The sequence below is a fragment of the Ralstonia sp. 1138 genome (genome assembly GCF_040544795.1).
In the GTDB taxonomy this organism is placed as follows: Bacteria; Pseudomonadota; Gammaproteobacteria; order Burkholderiales; family Burkholderiaceae; genus Ralstonia; species Ralstonia flatus.
In genome coordinates this window covers 653,674-669,290 of the sequence record NZ_JBEPKQ010000001.1, presented here as the reverse complement: position 1 = coordinate 669,290, position 15,617 = coordinate 653,674, and the positions used below count along the sequence as shown (strand labels likewise).

General features: G+C 65.6%; 13 protein-coding genes. 11 read left to right on the top strand and 2 right to left on the bottom strand.

The annotated features are described in order from the left end of the window. The first annotated feature begins 3 nt into the window (after positions 1–3). The 11 genes from motB to cheZ all read left to right on the top strand — a co-directional run bounded on the left by motB (position 4) and on the right by cheZ (position 12,447). Positions 4–951: a flagellar motor protein MotB gene (gene motB, locus ABIC76_RS02855; protein WP_027679317.1), complete on the top strand. Its 948-nt coding sequence runs from the start codon at positions 4–6 to the stop codon at positions 949–951. Positions 952–976: 25 nt separating this feature from the next. Further along, positions 977–1,390 (top strand): response regulator, encoded by a 414-nt coding sequence (locus tag ABIC76_RS02850; protein WP_027679316.1) that lies wholly within the window; start codon positions 977–979, stop codon positions 1,388–1,390. Between the two features lie 18 nt (positions 1,391–1,408). After that, positions 1,409–3,583 (top strand): chemotaxis protein CheA, encoded by a 2,175-nt coding sequence (gene cheA / locus ABIC76_RS02845; protein ID WP_102065968.1) that lies wholly within the window; start codon positions 1,409–1,411, stop codon positions 3,581–3,583. A 78-nt stretch (positions 3,584–3,661) separates the two neighbouring features. Then, the gene (locus ABIC76_RS02840; RefSeq protein ID WP_009240463.1) at positions 3,662–4,153 is read left to right on the top strand and encodes a chemotaxis protein CheW; all 492 of its coding nucleotides are present in this window, start codon (positions 3,662–3,664) and stop codon (positions 4,151–4,153) included. A gap of 124 nt (positions 4,154–4,277) precedes the next feature. Continuing rightward, positions 4,278–6,149: a methyl-accepting chemotaxis protein gene (locus tag ABIC76_RS02835; RefSeq protein ID WP_354532902.1), complete on the top strand. Its 1,872-nt coding sequence runs from the start codon at positions 4,278–4,280 to the stop codon at positions 6,147–6,149. Positions 6,150–6,373: 224 nt separating this feature from the next. Beyond that, entirely contained in the window at positions 6,374–8,275 is a 1,902-nt protein-coding gene (locus ABIC76_RS02830; protein ID WP_354532901.1) for a methyl-accepting chemotaxis protein, read from the top strand. Between the two features lie 103 nt (positions 8,276–8,378). Next, complete coding sequence (locus ABIC76_RS02825; protein ID WP_102065971.1) at positions 8,379–9,257, top strand: CheR family methyltransferase; 879 nt, start codon at positions 8,379–8,381, stop codon at positions 9,255–9,257. 89 nt (positions 9,258–9,346) lie between these two features. Then, positions 9,347–9,964, top strand: a complete 618-nt coding sequence (gene cheD, locus ABIC76_RS02820) for a chemoreceptor glutamine deamidase CheD (protein WP_037026816.1) — start codon at positions 9,347–9,349, stop codon at positions 9,962–9,964. 139 nt (positions 9,965–10,103) lie between these two features. Continuing rightward, entirely contained in the window at positions 10,104–11,228 is a 1,125-nt protein-coding gene (locus ABIC76_RS02815; protein WP_354532899.1) for a protein-glutamate methylesterase/protein-glutamine glutaminase, read from the top strand. Between the two features lie 149 nt (positions 11,229–11,377). Continuing rightward, on the top strand, positions 11,378–11,779 hold the full coding sequence (cheY, locus tag ABIC76_RS02810; protein ID WP_004627759.1) for a chemotaxis response regulator CheY: 402 nt from the start codon (positions 11,378–11,380) through the stop codon (positions 11,777–11,779). Then, the gene (gene cheZ, locus ABIC76_RS02805; protein ID WP_027679309.1) at positions 11,779–12,447 is read left to right on the top strand and encodes a protein phosphatase CheZ; all 669 of its coding nucleotides are present in this window, start codon (positions 11,779–11,781) and stop codon (positions 12,445–12,447) included. The genes cheY and cheZ overlap by 1 nt, the downstream gene beginning before the upstream one ends. A gap of 75 nt (positions 12,448–12,522) precedes the next feature. Here the strand turns inward: cheZ and ABIC76_RS02800 are convergent, their stop codons facing one another. Then, positions 12,523–13,626 carry a formylglycine-generating enzyme family protein gene (locus ABIC76_RS02800; RefSeq protein WP_354532898.1) on the bottom strand — a complete coding sequence of 368 codons (1,104 nt, stop codon included), beginning with the start codon at positions 13,624–13,626 and terminating at the stop codon, positions 12,523–12,525. Next, positions 13,626–15,599, bottom strand: a complete 1,974-nt coding sequence (locus ABIC76_RS02795) for an arylsulfatase (protein ID WP_354532897.1) — start codon at positions 15,597–15,599, stop codon at positions 13,626–13,628. The genes ABIC76_RS02800 and ABIC76_RS02795 overlap by 1 nt, the downstream gene beginning before the upstream one ends. Positions 15,600–15,617 lie beyond the last annotated feature (18 nt).

The following is a 15,617-nucleotide window of genomic DNA, read 5'->3' as shown; positions in this document are numbered from 1 at the left end:
ACCATGAGCAAGTCCAGCACGCCGACCTTCATTGTCATTCGGCGCAACAAGAAAGGCGGACACGGCCACCACGGTGGCGCGTGGAAGATCGCCTACGCCGATTTCGTGACCGCCATGATGGCGTTCTTCCTGCTGATGTGGCTGCTCAGCTCGGTGACCAAGGCCGAGCTGTCGTCGGTCGAAACGTATTTCCGCACGCCGCTGAAGGTGGCGCTGTTCGGTGGTGCCGGTTCGGGCGACCAGTCCAGCATTCTCAACGGCAGCCCGGCGCTCAAGCAGAACATGCCGCAGCCGAACCCGAGCCCGAGCCCGACCGTGCAGCGCCAGCGCAACATCCGTGATGAGTCGGATGATGCGGCGCTCAACAAGCTCAAGCAGAAGATTGCCGAGATGGTCGAGACGAACCCGGTGATGAGCCAGTTCAAGCACCAGTTGCTGATCGACATGACCACCGAAGGCCTGCGCATCCAGATCGTCGACCAGCAGAACCGCCCGATGTTTGCCAACGCCAGCGCCGAAGTGCAGCCCTACATGCGCACGATCCTGCGCGAGCTGGGCTCGGCGCTGAACGACGTGCCCAACCCGATCAGCCTGTCGGGCCACACCGACGCCACGCAGTACGCCACGCAGCACGGCTACAGCAACTGGGAACTGTCGGCCGACCGCGCCAACGCATCGCGGCGCGAGCTGGTGGCTGGCGGCATGAAGCCCGAGAAGGTCAGCCGCGTGGTGGGCCTGGAGGCATCGGTGCCGCTGGACAAGGCCAACATCTACAACCCGATCAACCGCCGCATCAGCATCGTCGTGCTCAACGCACGCGCCGCTGAAGCCGTGCGCTCGGGTGGGGTCGAGCCGGTGGCCGACCTGCGCAATGACGGCAAAGACACGCTGACCGACGCCGCCGCACGTGCCACGGGCGTGGCCGACGCGGTGACTGCGGCCAAGCCATAAAGAGCGCCGAGGGGAGAAACAGTCAATGAGCGAGAAACACATCCTGGTGGTAGACGATTCCACATCGATCCGCCGCATGATTGCCGCGTGCCTGCGCGAGTGCGGCTTTGCCGTGACGGAAGCCGGTGACGGCACCGCCGCGCTGGAAGCCGCGCGCACCGCGGCCCAGGGCAGCCACCACCTTGTGATCACCGACCAGGTGATGCCGTCGATGGACGGCCTGACCCTCATCCGTGCGCTGCGCACGCTGCCGGCCTACGCCGACACCCCGATCCTCATGCTGACCACCGAGGCAGACAGCACCATCCGCGACCAGGCACGCGCGGCCGGCGCGACGGGCTTCCTGCCCAAGCCGTTCGACCCGGATGGGCTGACGGATTCGGTGATGCAGTTGCTCGAATGGCATGCGCAGACCCACGGGTCTGCATCGACGCATTAAACGACCGAGACGACAGATATGAACCTCGACCTTAGCCAGTTTTTCGGCGCCTTCTTCGAAGAGGCGGAAGAGCTGCTCGTCGACATGGAGCGGCTGCTGCTCAACCTCGATGTCGCCAATCCTTCTTCTGATGATCTGAACGCCATCTTCCGCTGCGCGCACTCCATCAAGGGTGGTGCTGCGACGTTCGGTTTCACACACATGACGGAACTCACGCATGTGGCCGAATCGATTCTGGACCGCGCTCGCACCGGTACCTTGCAGCTGCGCGAAAACATGGTGGATGCCTTCCTGGAAACGAAAGACGTGTTGAAAAGCCAACTTGATGCCTACCGGCAAGAGCACCCCATCGATACGGCCACGCTCGAATACATGGTGGCCAAGCTCAACAGCCTGACCGCCGAGGAAGGCGCCCCTGTTGCCGCCGCACCGGCGGCTGCGGCGCCCGTGGTGGCGACACCCGAACCGGTGGCTGCGCCTGAACCCGAGCCGGTGGTCGTCGAAGCGCCTGCGGCCGACGCTGTGGGCGACATCGAAGGCGGCCTGGACATCAAGCTCATCAACGTCTCGAATGAAGACTGCGAGCTGATCGTCACCGAACTCAAGCACCTGGGCACCGTGCTGCGCCACGTGCGCACCGGCCGCAACAGCGACATCGTGCTGCAGAGCACCTGCACCGCCGACGACATCATCGCGGTGAGCTGCTTCATCATCGATGCCGACCAGATCGTCATCACGCCGCACGTCGGTGGCGCGGCGCCGGCTGCTGAAGCCGCTGCGCCGGTGGTGGCGGCACCGACCCCCGCTGCCGCACAGACGGAAGTACACGCCCCGGCCGCCAACGAAGCTGCGCCGGCACAGCCGGTTGCGGCCGTTGCCGCCCCGATGCCGACCCGCCCGGCTGCTGCCGACCACAAGCCGGCCGTGGCTGCCGAAACGTCGATCCGCGTGGGCGTGGAAAAGGTCGATCAGCTCATCAACCTGGTGGGCGAACTCGTCATCACGCAGGCCATGCTGGCGCAAACCGCGCAGGCCTTCGACCCGGTGCTCAACGAACGCCTCTTTGCCGGTCTGTCGCAGCTCACGCGCAACGCGCGCGACCTGCAGGAAGCCGCCATGTCCATCCGCATGATGCCGATGGACTACGTGTTCAACCGCTTCCCGCGCCTGGTGCGCGACCTGGCGCACAAGCTGGGCAAGCAGGTCGAGCTGTCGACGTTCGGCAAGTCGACCGAACTGGACAAGGGCCTGATCGAACGCATCATCGATCCGCTTACGCACCTGGTGCGCAACAGCCTGGACCACGGCATCGAACTGCCCGAAGCCCGCGTGGCCGCCGGCAAGGACGCCACCGGCCAGCTGCTGCTGTCTGCGGCCCACCAGGGCGGCAACATCGTTATCGAAGTCAGCGACGACGGCCAGGGCCTGAATCGCGACAAGATCCTCAAGAAGGCCCGCGAGCGCGGTCTGCCCGTGTCGGACAACATGACCGACGACGAGATCAACCAGCTCATCTTCGCGCCGGGCTTCTCCACGGCCGACCAGGTGACGGACGTGTCCGGCCGCGGCGTCGGCATGGACGTGGTCAAGCAGAACATCCAGTCGATGGGCGGCTACGTCGAAATCCAGTCGCAGAAGGGCAAGGGCACGACGATCCGCATCGTGCTGCCGCTTACGCTGGCGATCCTGGACGGCATGTCCGTCAAGACCGGCGACGAAGTGTTCATCCTCCCGCTGTCGTGCGTGGCCGAATCGCTGCAGCCGCGTCCGGAAGACATCAAGGCCGTGCCGGGCGGCGGCCGCCTGCTGAAGGTGCGCAACGAATACCTGACGCTGGTGCCGATGTACGAACGTTTCCGCATCACGCCGTCGCTGCCCGATCCGTCGGAAGGCATCGTCGTGATCCTGGATTCGGAAGGCAAGAAGATCGCGCTGCAGGTGGACGAACTGGTCGGCCAGCAGCAGGTGGTGGTCAAGAACCTCGAGACCAACTACCGCCGCGTGCCCGGCATCTCGGGCGCGACCATCCTGGGCGACGGCAGCGTTGCACTGATCGTCGACGTATCGGCACTGATGCGCGAGACCCGCGCCGGACATTCAGAAAACGCGATGCGTGCCGTTACTGCCGAAAAGCACGAGATGGGCGAAGCACAGGGCGGTCGTTTCTCGACCGAGGCGATGGCCGCGGCATAAGCGTCCACGACTGGCAGGGTGGGATTTCACCCCACAACGAATTCAATTGAGTGGCCCAACGGGCCGAGGGGAGCCGCAATGGAAGTCAAGGAACACGCGATCGGCGAAGACACCGGCGGGGAGGAGTACCTGGCCTTCACGCTGGGCCGCGAGGAATACGGCATCGACATCCTGAAGGTGCAGGAAATCCGTGGCTACGAAACCGTCACGCGCATCGCCAATGCACCCGATTTCATCAAGGGTGTGATCAACCTGCGCGGCATCATCGTGCCGATCGTTGATCTGCGCATCAAGTTCCAGCTCGATCGCGTCGAGTACAACCAGTACACCGTCGTCATCATCCTGAACCTGAAGGACCGCGTGGTCGGCATCGTGGTGGATGGCGTGTCGGACGTGCTGACGCTGCAAAGCCAGCAGATCAAGCCGGCGCCGGAGTTCTCGGGGGCGCTGGACACGGAATACATCCGTGGCCTGGGTTCGATCGACGAGCGCATGCTGATCCTGGTGGACATCGAGCGTCTGCTGATGTCGGCCGACATGGCTCTGTGCGACGAAGCAGAAGCCGCCTGATCGCAACATGAATCCAGCCGGGGCACGGACGACGTGCTCACGGCATATGAGGGCAGGGCCCACGGGGCCCAGCGGGCGACAAGACACCGTAACAACAGGTGCGACGCCGTTAGGGGAGGGAAGCATGTTCAGCAAAATGACCATCCGGCTCCGTTTGGGGCTGATGATGGCGGGCATTGGTGTGCTCGCCGTTATCGTGGGCGTGTCGGGCCTCATCGGCATGCGACACGCCAATACCCGCGTTCAGGACGGCTATGCCGTGCAGTTGGCGGGCACCGTGGCATTGGCCGAATCCGATTCCAATCTCCTGAGCGCCCGCATCGTCCTCGATCGTGCAGCCATGGCGCCCAACGCGCCCGGCGTGGAAAAGTCGATCGAGCGCGCCAAGATGTTCCTGGACAAGTCCGACGCGGCCTGGAAGCGCTATCGTGCGCTGCCCGCCGCTGCAGACGAGCGCAAGCTGGCCGACGAGGCCCAGGGCCTGCGCGAAGCCTTTCTGCGTGACGGCGCACAGGTGCTGATGCAGGCCGTGCAGGCGCACGACGAAGCGCGCATCAACAAGACCGTCATGGACGTCATGCCCGCGCTGTACCGCCCCCTGGGAGACAAGGTCGCGGCGCTCAACGGCATGCAGATGGACCTGGCCAAAGCCAGCTACGAAGCGAGCCAGGCCGAGCATCACAATCTCACCGCGCTTACCACCGGCTTGCTGCTGGGCGGCATTCTGGTGGGCGGGCTGCTGACGTGGGCGCTGCGCCGCTCGATCACGGTGCCGCTGATGCGCGCCATCGAGCAGGCCGAGCACATCACGCAGGGCGATCTCACGCACACCATCCAGGTGGACCGTGCCGATGAAACCGGCCGTCTGCTGCAGGCGCTGCAACGCATGCAGGAAAGCCTGCAGAAGATGGTGGGGCAGGTGCGCTCGGGCTCGGATTCGATTGCCAGTGCCACGCAGCAGATTGCCGCCGGCAACGCAGACCTCTCGCAGCGCACCGAGCAGCAGGCTTCGGCGCTGGAGGAAACCGCGTCGAGCATGGAAGAACTGACGAGCATCGTGCGCCAGAACGCCGACAACGCGCGTCAGGCCAGCACGCTGGCCGGCAACGCTTCGGACATCGCCGTCAAGGGTGGCGAAGTGGTCGGCCGGGTGGTGGACACCATGGCCGGCATCAACGACAGCAGCAAGAAGATCGCCGACATCATCGGCGTGATCGAGGGCATTGCTTTCCAGACCAACATCCTGGCGCTGAATGCGGCAGTGGAAGCTGCCCGTGCCGGCGAGCAGGGCCGCGGTTTTGCGGTGGTGGCCGGCGAGGTGCGCAACCTGGCCCAGCGCTCGGCCACGGCGGCCAAGGAAATCAAGGAACTCATCAGCGATTCGGTTGGCCGCGTTGAAAACGGCACGACGCTGGTGGCCGAAGCGGGCAGCGTCATCGACGAGGTGGTGGTCGCCGTCAAGCGCGTGACCGACATCATGGGCGAGATCAGCTCCGCATCGGACGAACAAAGCGCCGGCATCGAGCAAATAAACCAGGCCGTCACGCAGATGGACGAAGGCACGCAGCAGAACGCCGCGCTGGTGGAGCAAGCCGCCGCCGCTGCGATGTCGCTGCAGGAGCAGGCCAGCGGGTTGCGCCAGGCGGTGGCTGCTTTCCGGACGCAGGCCGGAACGCAGGCAGCGGCAGCACCGGCGGCATCGGCGGTACACAAGGCCCCCACGGCGCCGGCGGCTGCGCGCGCAACTGCCAAGCCCGCCCCGAAAGCCAAGGCCGTGCCGCGCCGTGCCGCCCAGCCGAAGGCTGCAGCACGCACTGCTGCCGAACCCGTTACGCAGGCCGTTGCTGCACCCGCAGCGCCGGCCGGCGCCACAGAACAACAACGCGAGCGCACCGCCGCCGCTGCCGTCACCAAAGCGGCTGCGTCAGCGCCCAAGTTGCCCGTACCCAAGCTCGTTGCCGCTGGCGGCGACGATAGCGACTGGGAGACCTTTTGACCATGTATGCACGGGATCTTCGCTGCTCGCGAAAGCTCTCTCGTGTGTGTTTGTGGTGTGCAGCCTGCCCTTCGGGGCAGGTTTTTTTTTGCCTGGGCTAGTGCCTGCTGAAGCCGGGGCGACCCCCCACTGAAGTGGCATGACCCCATGGCGGTTCTAAAGAGCCGTCCCCCGCAGGCCGATAGCGGTAGGGGGCATATAAAAACAGGAAGAGGGTAGACAACATGGGTTGGATCAAGCGTTTGCCGGTGTCCACGGTACTCACGGGCGGTTTCCTGATCGTGGCGGCCATGGGTGCAGCCATTGGCGGGTTGGGCATCTATACGATCACGCAGTTGAGCAAAGCCAGCGAAGAGCTGGCGCAAAAGCAGATGCGTGCCATCACGCAGATGGGCAGCGCGGCCAACAGCCTGGCGCATGCCAGCCGTGCGCAGACCGCATTGCTGATTGCCACCACGCTCACAGAGCGCAAGACGCTCAGCACGCAGATTGCCGACAGCATGCAGCACCTGAAAGACGGTGTGGAGACCGTGCGCCCGCTGTTCACCTCGGACGAAGGCAAGAAGATGATCCGCGAGGTCGATGCCATCTACCCCGTCTGGGGCAAGCGCATGACCGACTTCGTGGCCCTGATGGACAAGCAGGGCCTGGACCCGACGCAGTTCGACAGCCGCGTCACCGCAGAGAACGTCGGCTTGCTGGACGACACCGCGGCGTTTGAAAAGACGCTCGACAAGATGGTCAAGCGTGTGGAGGAGGTCTCCGCCGCGTCCACCGTCAAGGCGCGGGACGATGCACACCGCTCGCGTCTGGTGATGATGGTGATGGCCTGTGCCGGTGCGCTGCTCGGCATCGTGCTGGGGCTGGTCATTGCCCGCCGGCTGTCGCGCCAGCTGGGCGGCGAGCCATCGTACGCTGCCGACATCGCCCGCCGCATTGCCGCCGGCGATCTGGCCGTGCACGTGCAGACCCGCCCCGGCGACCACGACAGCATGCTCTTCGCCATGGCGCAGATGCAGCAGCAACTGACCGGCACGATCACCAACATCAAGAGTTCGGCCGATTCCATTGCCAGTGCCACCAAGCAGATCGCGGCCGGCAATGCCGACCTCTCGCAGCGCACGGAAGAGCAGGCCTCGTCGCTGGAGGAAACCGCTTCCAGCATGGAAGAGCTGACCAGCATCGTGAAGCAGAACGCCGACAATGCGCGCCAGGCCAGCCAACTGGCCGGCAGCGCGTCGGACATTGCCGTCAAGGGTGGCGAAGTGGTCGGCCGCGTGGTCGAAACCATGGCCGGCATCAACGCCAGCAGCAAGAAGATCGCCGACATCATCGGCGTGATCGAAGGCATTGCCTTCCAGACCAACATCCTGGCGCTGAATGCCGCTGTGGAAGCGGCGCGCGCGGGCGAGCAGGGGCGCGGTTTTGCAGTGGTGGCGGGTGAGGTGCGCAGCCTCGCGCAGCGCTCGGCCACGGCGGCCAAGGAAATCAAGGAACTGATCGGCGATTCCGTCGGCCGTGTACGCAACGGATCGGCCCTGGTGGCCGAAGCCGGCTCGGTGATCGAAGAAGTGGTGGTGGCCGTGCGCCGCGTGACCGACATCATGGGCGAGATTTCCGCTGCGTCGGACGAGCAAAGCTCCGGCATCGAACAGGTCAACCAGGCCGTGAACCAGATGGACGAGGTCACCCAGCAGAACGCCGCGCTGGTCGAGCAGGCCGCCGCCGCTGCCCTGTCGCTGGAAGAGCAGGCCCAGCTGCTGCGCGACGCTGTGGCGACGTTCCGCACCGATGCATCGGCAGAACACGTCGTGGCGGCGCCGGCTGCCGTTTCTGCCTCCGCCCCCGCCGTCCGCAGCGAGGTCCGCCCGGAGAAGACCGAGGTCGTGCCCTCCGTGGCGCGCGCCCTGGCTTCGCGTAAGGCCACCAAACCGGCCAAGCCGGCCATGGCGCCGGAGCAGGCGCCCGCTGCGGCGCAAGCAGAAAAAGCGCCTCAGGATGCACATGCCGCGGTTGCGCCGCTGGCTGCCGCCCTGGCTGCAGCAGCGGTTTCCGAGGCTGTCGCCGCCCCGGCCCTCAAGCTGAGCACCGGTTCTGCCGATGAAGATGACTGGAGCACGTTCTGACGCCAGCCTCGCCAACAGCAAACTTGGCGCGGCCAGCGGCAACGGTGCCCGCCACACACTGAAAGCGGGCATCAAGACTCGCGCAATTACGGGGTAGTTACATATGGCACAAACCTTGGCGCCAGTTTCGCCGACGCTCGCGTCGCGCGAGTTTTCATTCACCGCTGAAGATTTCAGCCGCATTCGCGACCTGATCTACCGCCGCGTCGGCATCTCGCTGTCCGACCGCAAGAGTGAAATGGTCTACAGCCGCCTGGCCCGCCGCCTGCGCGTGGTCAACCTCGGCTCGTTCCGCGACTACCTGGATGCACTGGAAAAAGGCCACCTGCCCGACGAGTGGGAGGCCTTCACCAACGCCCTGACCACCAACCTGACCGCGTTCTTCCGCGAGCAGCATCACTTTCCCATCCTGCACGAGCACGCCAAGGCCAAGCGCACGCCGTTTACCGTGTGGTGCTCGGCGTCGTCGACGGGCGAAGAGCCGTACTCGATCGCCATCACACTGGCCGAGGCCTTTGGCTCGATGTCGCCCAGCCAGGTGAGCGTGATCGCCTCGGACGTGGATACCAACGCGTTGGCGCGCGCCCGCGCTGGCATCTATCCGATGGAGCGCGTCGCGGCCCTGTCGCCCGAGCGCCTGAAGAAATACTTCCTGCGCGGCACCGGCAAGCAGGAAGGCTATGCCCGCGTGCGGCCCGAGCTGCAGGCCATGATCGACTTCCGCCAGATCAACCTGCTGGACCGCGATTGGCCCCTGCAGCAGAAGTTCGACGTGATCTTCTGCCGCAACGTGATGATCTATTTCGACAAGCCCACGCAGGCCAAGATTCTTGAGCATTTCATCGACGTGATGAAACCCGACGGCCTGCTGTTTGCCGGCCATTCGGAGAGCTTCCTGCAGGTCACCAAGGCGTGGACGCTGCGCGGCAAGACCGTGTACGAAGTCGCGCCCGAGCTGCGCGCCAGGATGGGGGCACGATGATCGAATTCGGCAAGCGCGCGACCCCGCAATCGGCGGCCGACGCCGTGCGCGGCGATAGCGGCATGAGCAGCGGCATGAGCGCGGGCGCCATGGCCACGCTTGCGCAGTCGTCCGCCAGCACCCACGCGTATTACGACACCACCTTCGGCCGGCGCGCCATGAAAGTGCTGCCCGGCGAGTATTCCGTCACCACCGAAGACCTGATGCTGGTCACGGTGCTCGGCTCGTGCGTGTCCGCCTGCGTGCGGGACAAGACCCTCGGCATTGGCGGCATGAACCACTTCATGCTGCCCTCGCGCAACGAAGGCGAATCGATCCTGTCGCCCTCCATGCGCTATGGCACGCACGCCATGGAGGTGCTGCTCAACCAGCTCTACAAGGCCGGCGCCAAGCGCGAGCGCCTGGAGATCAAGGTGTTTGGCGGCGCGGCCGTGCTGGCCGGCATGAGCACGCTCGACGTGGGCGAGCGCAACGGCAAGTTCGTCCTCGAATTCCTGCGCAACGAAGGCCTGACGGTGGCCGCTAAAGATCTGTTCGATGTGCACCCGCGCAAGGTGTATTTCGTACCGTCCACCGGCCAGATCATGGTGCGCAAGCTGCGCTCGCAGAATTCGGCGGCCGAGCTGGACAGCGAGGCGCAATACGCCAGCAAGCTGTCGAAGTCCATCACGACGAAGCCTGCCTCGCGCCTGCAACTATTCACTTAGGAGACCGCTGAAAAACGATTCTGACGGCCCAGCGCCGCCTTGCCGTACGACTTGTACGGTCTGCGTCGGCGCTGATCCATCAGAACCGCTTCGCTTCGTTTTGCAACGGTCTCAACATTCAGAAGACTTGCTCCCGAACATGAACGAAAAACGCAAGATTCAGGTGCTGTGCATCGACGATTCCGCACTGATCCGCAGCATCCTGAAGGAGATCATTAACAGCCAGCCGGACATGGAAGTGGTGGGTGTGGCGCCCGATCCGATCATCGCGCGCGACCTCATCAAGCAGACCAACCCGGATGTGCTCACGCTGGACGTCGAAATGCCGAAGATGGACGGCCTCGACTTCCTGGAAAAGCTCATGCGCCTGCGCCCGACGCCGGTGGTCATGATCTCTTCGCTGACCGAGCGCGGTTCTGAAGCCACGCTGCGCGCACTGGAGCTGGGCGCAGTGGATTTTGTCGCCAAGCCCAAGCTGGGCATGCGCGACGGCATGAACGAATACGCCGACCAGATCGCCGACAAGATCCGCACGGCAGCCCGGGCAAGGCTGCGTCCGCGCGCTGCCGCACCGGTTGCAGCGGCCGGCTCGGCAACGGCGGCGGCTGGCGCACACGTTCGCGCGGAGCATGCACCGGCCACGCCGGCCCCTGCGCGTACCCATTTCTCGTCGACGGAAAAGCTCATCATCGTGGGCGCTTCCACCGGCGGCACCGAGGCCATCAAGGATTTCCTGCTGGAAATGCCACCCGATTGCCCCGGCATCCTGATCGTGCAGCACATGCCGGCGGGTTTCACCACGTCGTTTGCCAAGCGGCTGGACGGCCTGTGCCGCATCCGCGTGAAGGAAGCCGCGCACGGTGAACGTGTGCTGCCCGGTCACGCCTACATTGCGCCGGGCGACATGCACCTGTCGCTGGGCCGCAGCGGCGCCAACTACGTCACCGAGCTGGATCAGGGGCCGCCGGTCAACCGCCATCGCCCGGCCGTGGACGTGCTGTTCCGCTCTGCTGCGCGCAACGCCGGGGCCAACGCCCTGGGCGTCATCCTCACCGGCATGGGCAAGGACGGCGCGGTCGGCATGCTGGAAATGCGCAACGCCGGCGCCTACAACGTGGCGCAGGACGAGGCGTCCTGCGTGGTCTACGGCATGCCCAAGGAAGCCGTGGCCCACGGCGGCGTGCACGAAGTCCTGCCGTTGTCGCAGATCGGCCCGCACGTGCTGGCCAAGCTGTCGGCACATGGCCGCGTGACGCGGGTTTAACGCTGCACTTTGCGGGTACATTGGTTGCGGGGCGCAGCAGTCAGGCGCCCCAAACCATTCCGGCGCTCAAGAATCGGCCCCAGGCGCCGATAAGATTGCCAAGGAAGCCCGAAACCCCCCAATTCAGTAAGTTTGCGGAGATTGTGTCCATGGACAAGAGCCAGTACCGATTCCTCGTCGTCGACGATTTCCCGACGATGCGCCGGATCGTGCGTAACCTGCTCAAGGAACTCGGTTTTGCCAACGTCGACGAGGCCGAAGACGGCGCCGCCGGCCTGGCCAAGGTCAAGGAAGGCCGGTTCGATTTCGTGATCTCGGACTGGAACATGCCGAACATGGATGGCCTGCAGATGCTGCAGAGCATCCGTGCCGACGCCAACACCGCCATCAGCAAGCTGCCGGTGCTGATGGTGACGGCCGAGGCCAAGAAGGAAAACATCATCGCCGCCGCCCAGGCAGGAGCCAACGGCTACGTGGTCAAGCCCTTTACGGCCGCCACGCTGGACGAAAAGCTGGGCAAGATTTTCGAGAAGCTCGAAAAGGGGGCGTGATGAGCGAGATGCACGATGGCGCCCAGGCGCCGGCCGCCGAGGGTGCAGACCACGGCGACATGCCCGAAATGCTCCAGCGCATCGGCCACCTCACGCGCATGCTGCGTGAGAGCATGCGCGAGCTGGGCCTGGACAAGGGCGTCGAGAAGGCCGCATCGGCCATCCCCGACGCACGCGACCGCCTGAACTACATCGCCAACATGACCGAGCAGGCAGCCACCCGCGTGCTCAACGCCATCGACGCGGCGCGGCCCGTGCAAGACGCGCTGGAGTCCGACTCCCAGGCGCTGGTCAACCGCTGGCAGTCGTGGATGGACCGCCAACTGGGCGACGACGAGATCCGCGAGCTGGTCGGCCAGACCAACGGCTTCCTGCGCAGCGTGCCTGAAAAAACGCGCGACACGAACCAGCAGCTCATGGAAATCCTGATGGCCCAGGACTTCCAGGACTTGACGGGCCAGGTGATCAAGAAGGTGCTGGATGTCGTCCAGCTCATCGAAAGCCAGCTCGTCGGCATCCTGCTCGACAACGCGCCGGAACACCTGCGCGTGGAAGCCGCGCATGTTGCGACGTCGCTGCTCAACGGCCCGCAGATCAATCCGGACCATCCGGATGTGGTTGCCAACCAGGAGCAGGTGGACGACCTGCTGGAAAGCCTGGGCTTCTGAACCCGGCACCGGACACAACAAAACGGGCGTTGCGACGATGTGCGCAACGCCCGTTTTGTTTTTTGTCTTTCCCCTTCAATCCCGCAGGATGGTCCGGAATCCGATGTGCGCGGCTGGCAGGTCGGCTTCCTGCGCCTCGCGTGCGGAGGCCCGGTAGCGCACGCAAAAATCCGGCGAGCACAGGAACGAGCCGCCCTTGATCACCACGGGCCGGTTCGGCTGGCTGTTGTTCTGACCAAGGCGTTGCGGCTGGTCCAGCGCTGCCACGGCGCGCGTGTCGCCATTGGCGTGCGACTGATGCGGGCCGGTATAGGCGTCGCGCGTCCATTCCCATACGTTGCCGATCATGTCGTACAGCGCAAAGCCGTTGGCGGCATAGCAGCCGACGGGGCCGATGCCTGCGCGGCCGTCCTCTGCGGTGTCCAGCACGGGAAAGATGCCCTGCCAGTAATTGGCGCCGGGTTTGCCGCTGCCGTCGCGCGGGGCTTTCTCAAGATCGGCGCCGTCCCGGCCGGCCTTGCCGGCGTATTCCCACTCCGCTTCCGTCGGCAGGTCGTGGCCCAGCCAGCGGGCGTAGGCCAGTGCATCGGCCTGGGTGACGCGCGTCACGGGCTGGTTGTCGGCGTCGGCAAGCCTGCTGTCGGCGCCTGTCGGGTGGCGCCAGTCCGCGCCCTTGACCCAGCGCCACCATGCATAGGGGCGTGCCTGCATCTCCGCCGAATCTGGCACGTGAAACACCACCGCGCCGCCCTGGCGCTCGGCGTCGGTCACATAGCCGGTGGCGGCCACGAAGGCGGCGAACTGGGCGTTGGTCACCTCCGTCTGGTCGATCCAGAAGCCGCGCACGCGCGTCTGGGCGGCGGTGCCGCCATGCTGCGCGGGGCGTTCATCCGGGTAGCCGAGCGTGGTGCCGAAGGTGAAGCTGCCGCTGCTCACGTGCACCATGCCGGCCCGCGTGTCCTGCCGCCAGCCGGGCGGCAACCCGGCGTAGCGGGCACAGGCGTCGGTGGTGCCCAGTGGCAGGCGTGGGGCGGTGTGCGCGGTGACCACGTTCGCGGCGCGGGCCGCCATGTTTCCGCCCGCCGGGTGCAACGCAACGGCGGTCACCGCGGCCAGCGCCGCACCCGCCAACACCCAGCGCACGCGCCGCTGCCTGCGCTGCTGTACCACGGTACCCATCAGTAGAACCCGCGTGGGCGTAGCGGCTCCACACCGCCAACGCTGCGCATGTAGTCCTGCCATTGCTGGTACAGCGTGGCGGCCACGTCCGGGTGCTGCGCAGAGACATCGTTGGTCTCGCCACGGTCGCTGGCAATGTCGAAGAGCTGCCAGTGGCCATCGGCCGCGCCCAGCGGCGGTTCGGTCCACAGCGCCTTCCAGCGGCCGTCTGCGCTGCGCAGATAGGCGCGGCCGTACGACTCGTCGCCAAAGGGCTGCGTGTGGATGGGCCCTGCATCGGCAGATTGCCGGATCGACGCCAGCAGCGACACGCCCGTCACCGGATACACCGCGCGGCCGCCGTACTGCACCTTGCCTTTGTTCTGGTCCACACCGTTGCCGTCCACGGCCGGCTGCGCGGGTGTGCTGGGCGGCGCAATGCCGGCCAAGGCCAGGAAGGTGGCGGTGTTGTCGGTCACATGCGTGAAGCGCGTGATGGGCGGCAGCGCCTGGGTCTGGCCCGGCAGGCGCACGATGGCCGGCACCGAGACACCGCCTTCGGCCGCATGGCCCTTGACCAGGTTGAACGGCGTGGCGCTCACCTCGGCCCAGCGCAGGCCGTATTGCAGGCGCTGCGCGTTGGCCAGGCCGTTATCGGTGCCGAGCCTGGAGTAGACCGGCTCGGTGGCGTTGGCTTCATCGGTGGCCTTCGGGTCGGCACCGGAGTCGATCGGCCAGCCTTCAGCGCCGTTGTCCGACTGGAACATGATGAAGGTGTTGTCGTACTCGCCAATGTCTTTCAGGTGCTGGATCAACAGGCCGATGTTGTAGTCGAGGTTTTCGACCATGCCGGCGTAGATCTCCATGTAGCGCGCCTGCGCCTTGCGCTCCAGCGGCGTGAGGTCGCTCCACTTCTTGTTGACGTAGCCGGGGCCGTAGTCGGTATAGCCCTGCGCGGGGCCGTGGTTGGCGTTGATGTAGCGGGCATTGGCGGTGCCGTTGTTGGGCGATGCAGCCGAACGCGTGGTCGTGCCGGGCAGCCCGGCAAACGGCGTGAAATCGGCCGGAATGATGCCCAGCGCCTTCTGACGCGCGATGCGCGCATCGCGGATGACGTCGTAGCCCGCGTCATAGCGGCCGGCATATTTGTGCAGCCACGGGTCCGGCACCTGCAGCGGCCAGTGCGGCGACGTGTAGGCCGCATAGGCAAAGAACGGCTTGCCGTCGCCCTTGTGCGAGTCGATGTAGCTGATCAGCTTCTGCGTGTAGAAATCCGTCGAATAGAACACTGCGGGGCTGCCGCCCGCGCCGCCCGGTTGCCCTGGCTGGCCCGGTTGCACATAGGCGCCGTCTTCCGTGTAGTTCTTGGCGTTGGCGTTTTCATGGCCGAAGTGGTTGCTGGCCGCACCCGGCAGCAGCGCATACGAGCGCTCGAAACCCCACTGGTCAGGCGTCTTGCCCAGGTTGGCGGCGCTGCCCGCAATGCCGTTGCCCAGGTGCCACTTGCCGGCCATGTAGGTGTGATAACCGCCGTCCTTCAGCAGTTGCGCTACCGACAGCGAGCGGTCGTTCAGATAGCCCTCGTAGCCGGGCAGCCCGGCGCGCTCATCGTTGGGCGCACCCATGGTGCCTTCGCCCACCAGGTGGTGGTCGGTGCCCGAGATGAGCATCGCGCGCGTGATGGCGCAGACGGTGCCCGCGTGGTGATTGGTCAGCAGCCGGCCCGACTGCACCAGCGCGTCGAGGTTGGGCGTGTCGATCTCGCCGCCCATGGCATGGATGTCGGAATAGCCGAGGTCGTCGGCCATGATGTACAGGATGTTGGGCTTGCGGGCCGGCGTGTCCGGTGTGCTGTTGTCGGTGCCGGCCGTGGACGTGCCGGGCGGCGAATCGCTGCCGCACGCACTGAGCGTGGCAAGGGCGGTGGCGAGCAGGGCCGCCAGCATGCGCTGGCGCAAGGGCAAGGCAGGGGAGTTGGCTCGATCGGGTGACATGACGGTTGGTCCGTTCTG

Coding starts and splice junctions, on each gene's coding strand:
- cheA (WP_102065968.1), top strand. CDS start 1,409: ATGAACCTCGACCTTAGCCAGTTTTTCGGCGCCTTCTTCGAAGAGGCG.
- ABIC76_RS02795 (WP_354532897.1), bottom strand. CDS start 15,599: ATGTCACCCGATCGAGCCAACTCCCCTGCCTTGCCCTTGCGCCAGCGC.
- ABIC76_RS02800 (WP_354532898.1), bottom strand. CDS start 13,626: ATGGGTACCGTGGTACAGCAGCGCAGGCAGCGGCGCGTGCGCTGGGTG.
- cheY (WP_004627759.1), top strand. CDS start 11,378: ATGGACAAGAGCCAGTACCGATTCCTCGTCGTCGACGATTTCCCGACG.
- ABIC76_RS02830 (WP_354532901.1), top strand. CDS start 6,374: ATGGGTTGGATCAAGCGTTTGCCGGTGTCCACGGTACTCACGGGCGGT.
- ABIC76_RS02835 (WP_354532902.1), top strand. CDS start 4,278: ATGTTCAGCAAAATGACCATCCGGCTCCGTTTGGGGCTGATGATGGCG.
- ABIC76_RS02815 (WP_354532899.1), top strand. CDS start 10,104: ATGAACGAAAAACGCAAGATTCAGGTGCTGTGCATCGACGATTCCGCA.
- cheD (WP_037026816.1), top strand. CDS start 9,347: ATGGCCACGCTTGCGCAGTCGTCCGCCAGCACCCACGCGTATTACGAC.
- ABIC76_RS02850 (WP_027679316.1), top strand. CDS start 977: ATGAGCGAGAAACACATCCTGGTGGTAGACGATTCCACATCGATCCGC.
- ABIC76_RS02825 (WP_102065971.1), top strand. CDS start 8,379: ATGGCACAAACCTTGGCGCCAGTTTCGCCGACGCTCGCGTCGCGCGAG.
- motB (WP_027679317.1), top strand. CDS start 4: ATGAGCAAGTCCAGCACGCCGACCTTCATTGTCATTCGGCGCAACAAG.
- ABIC76_RS02840 (WP_009240463.1), top strand. CDS start 3,662: ATGGAAGTCAAGGAACACGCGATCGGCGAAGACACCGGCGGGGAGGAG.
- cheZ (WP_027679309.1), top strand. CDS start 11,779: ATGAGCGAGATGCACGATGGCGCCCAGGCGCCGGCCGCCGAGGGTGCA.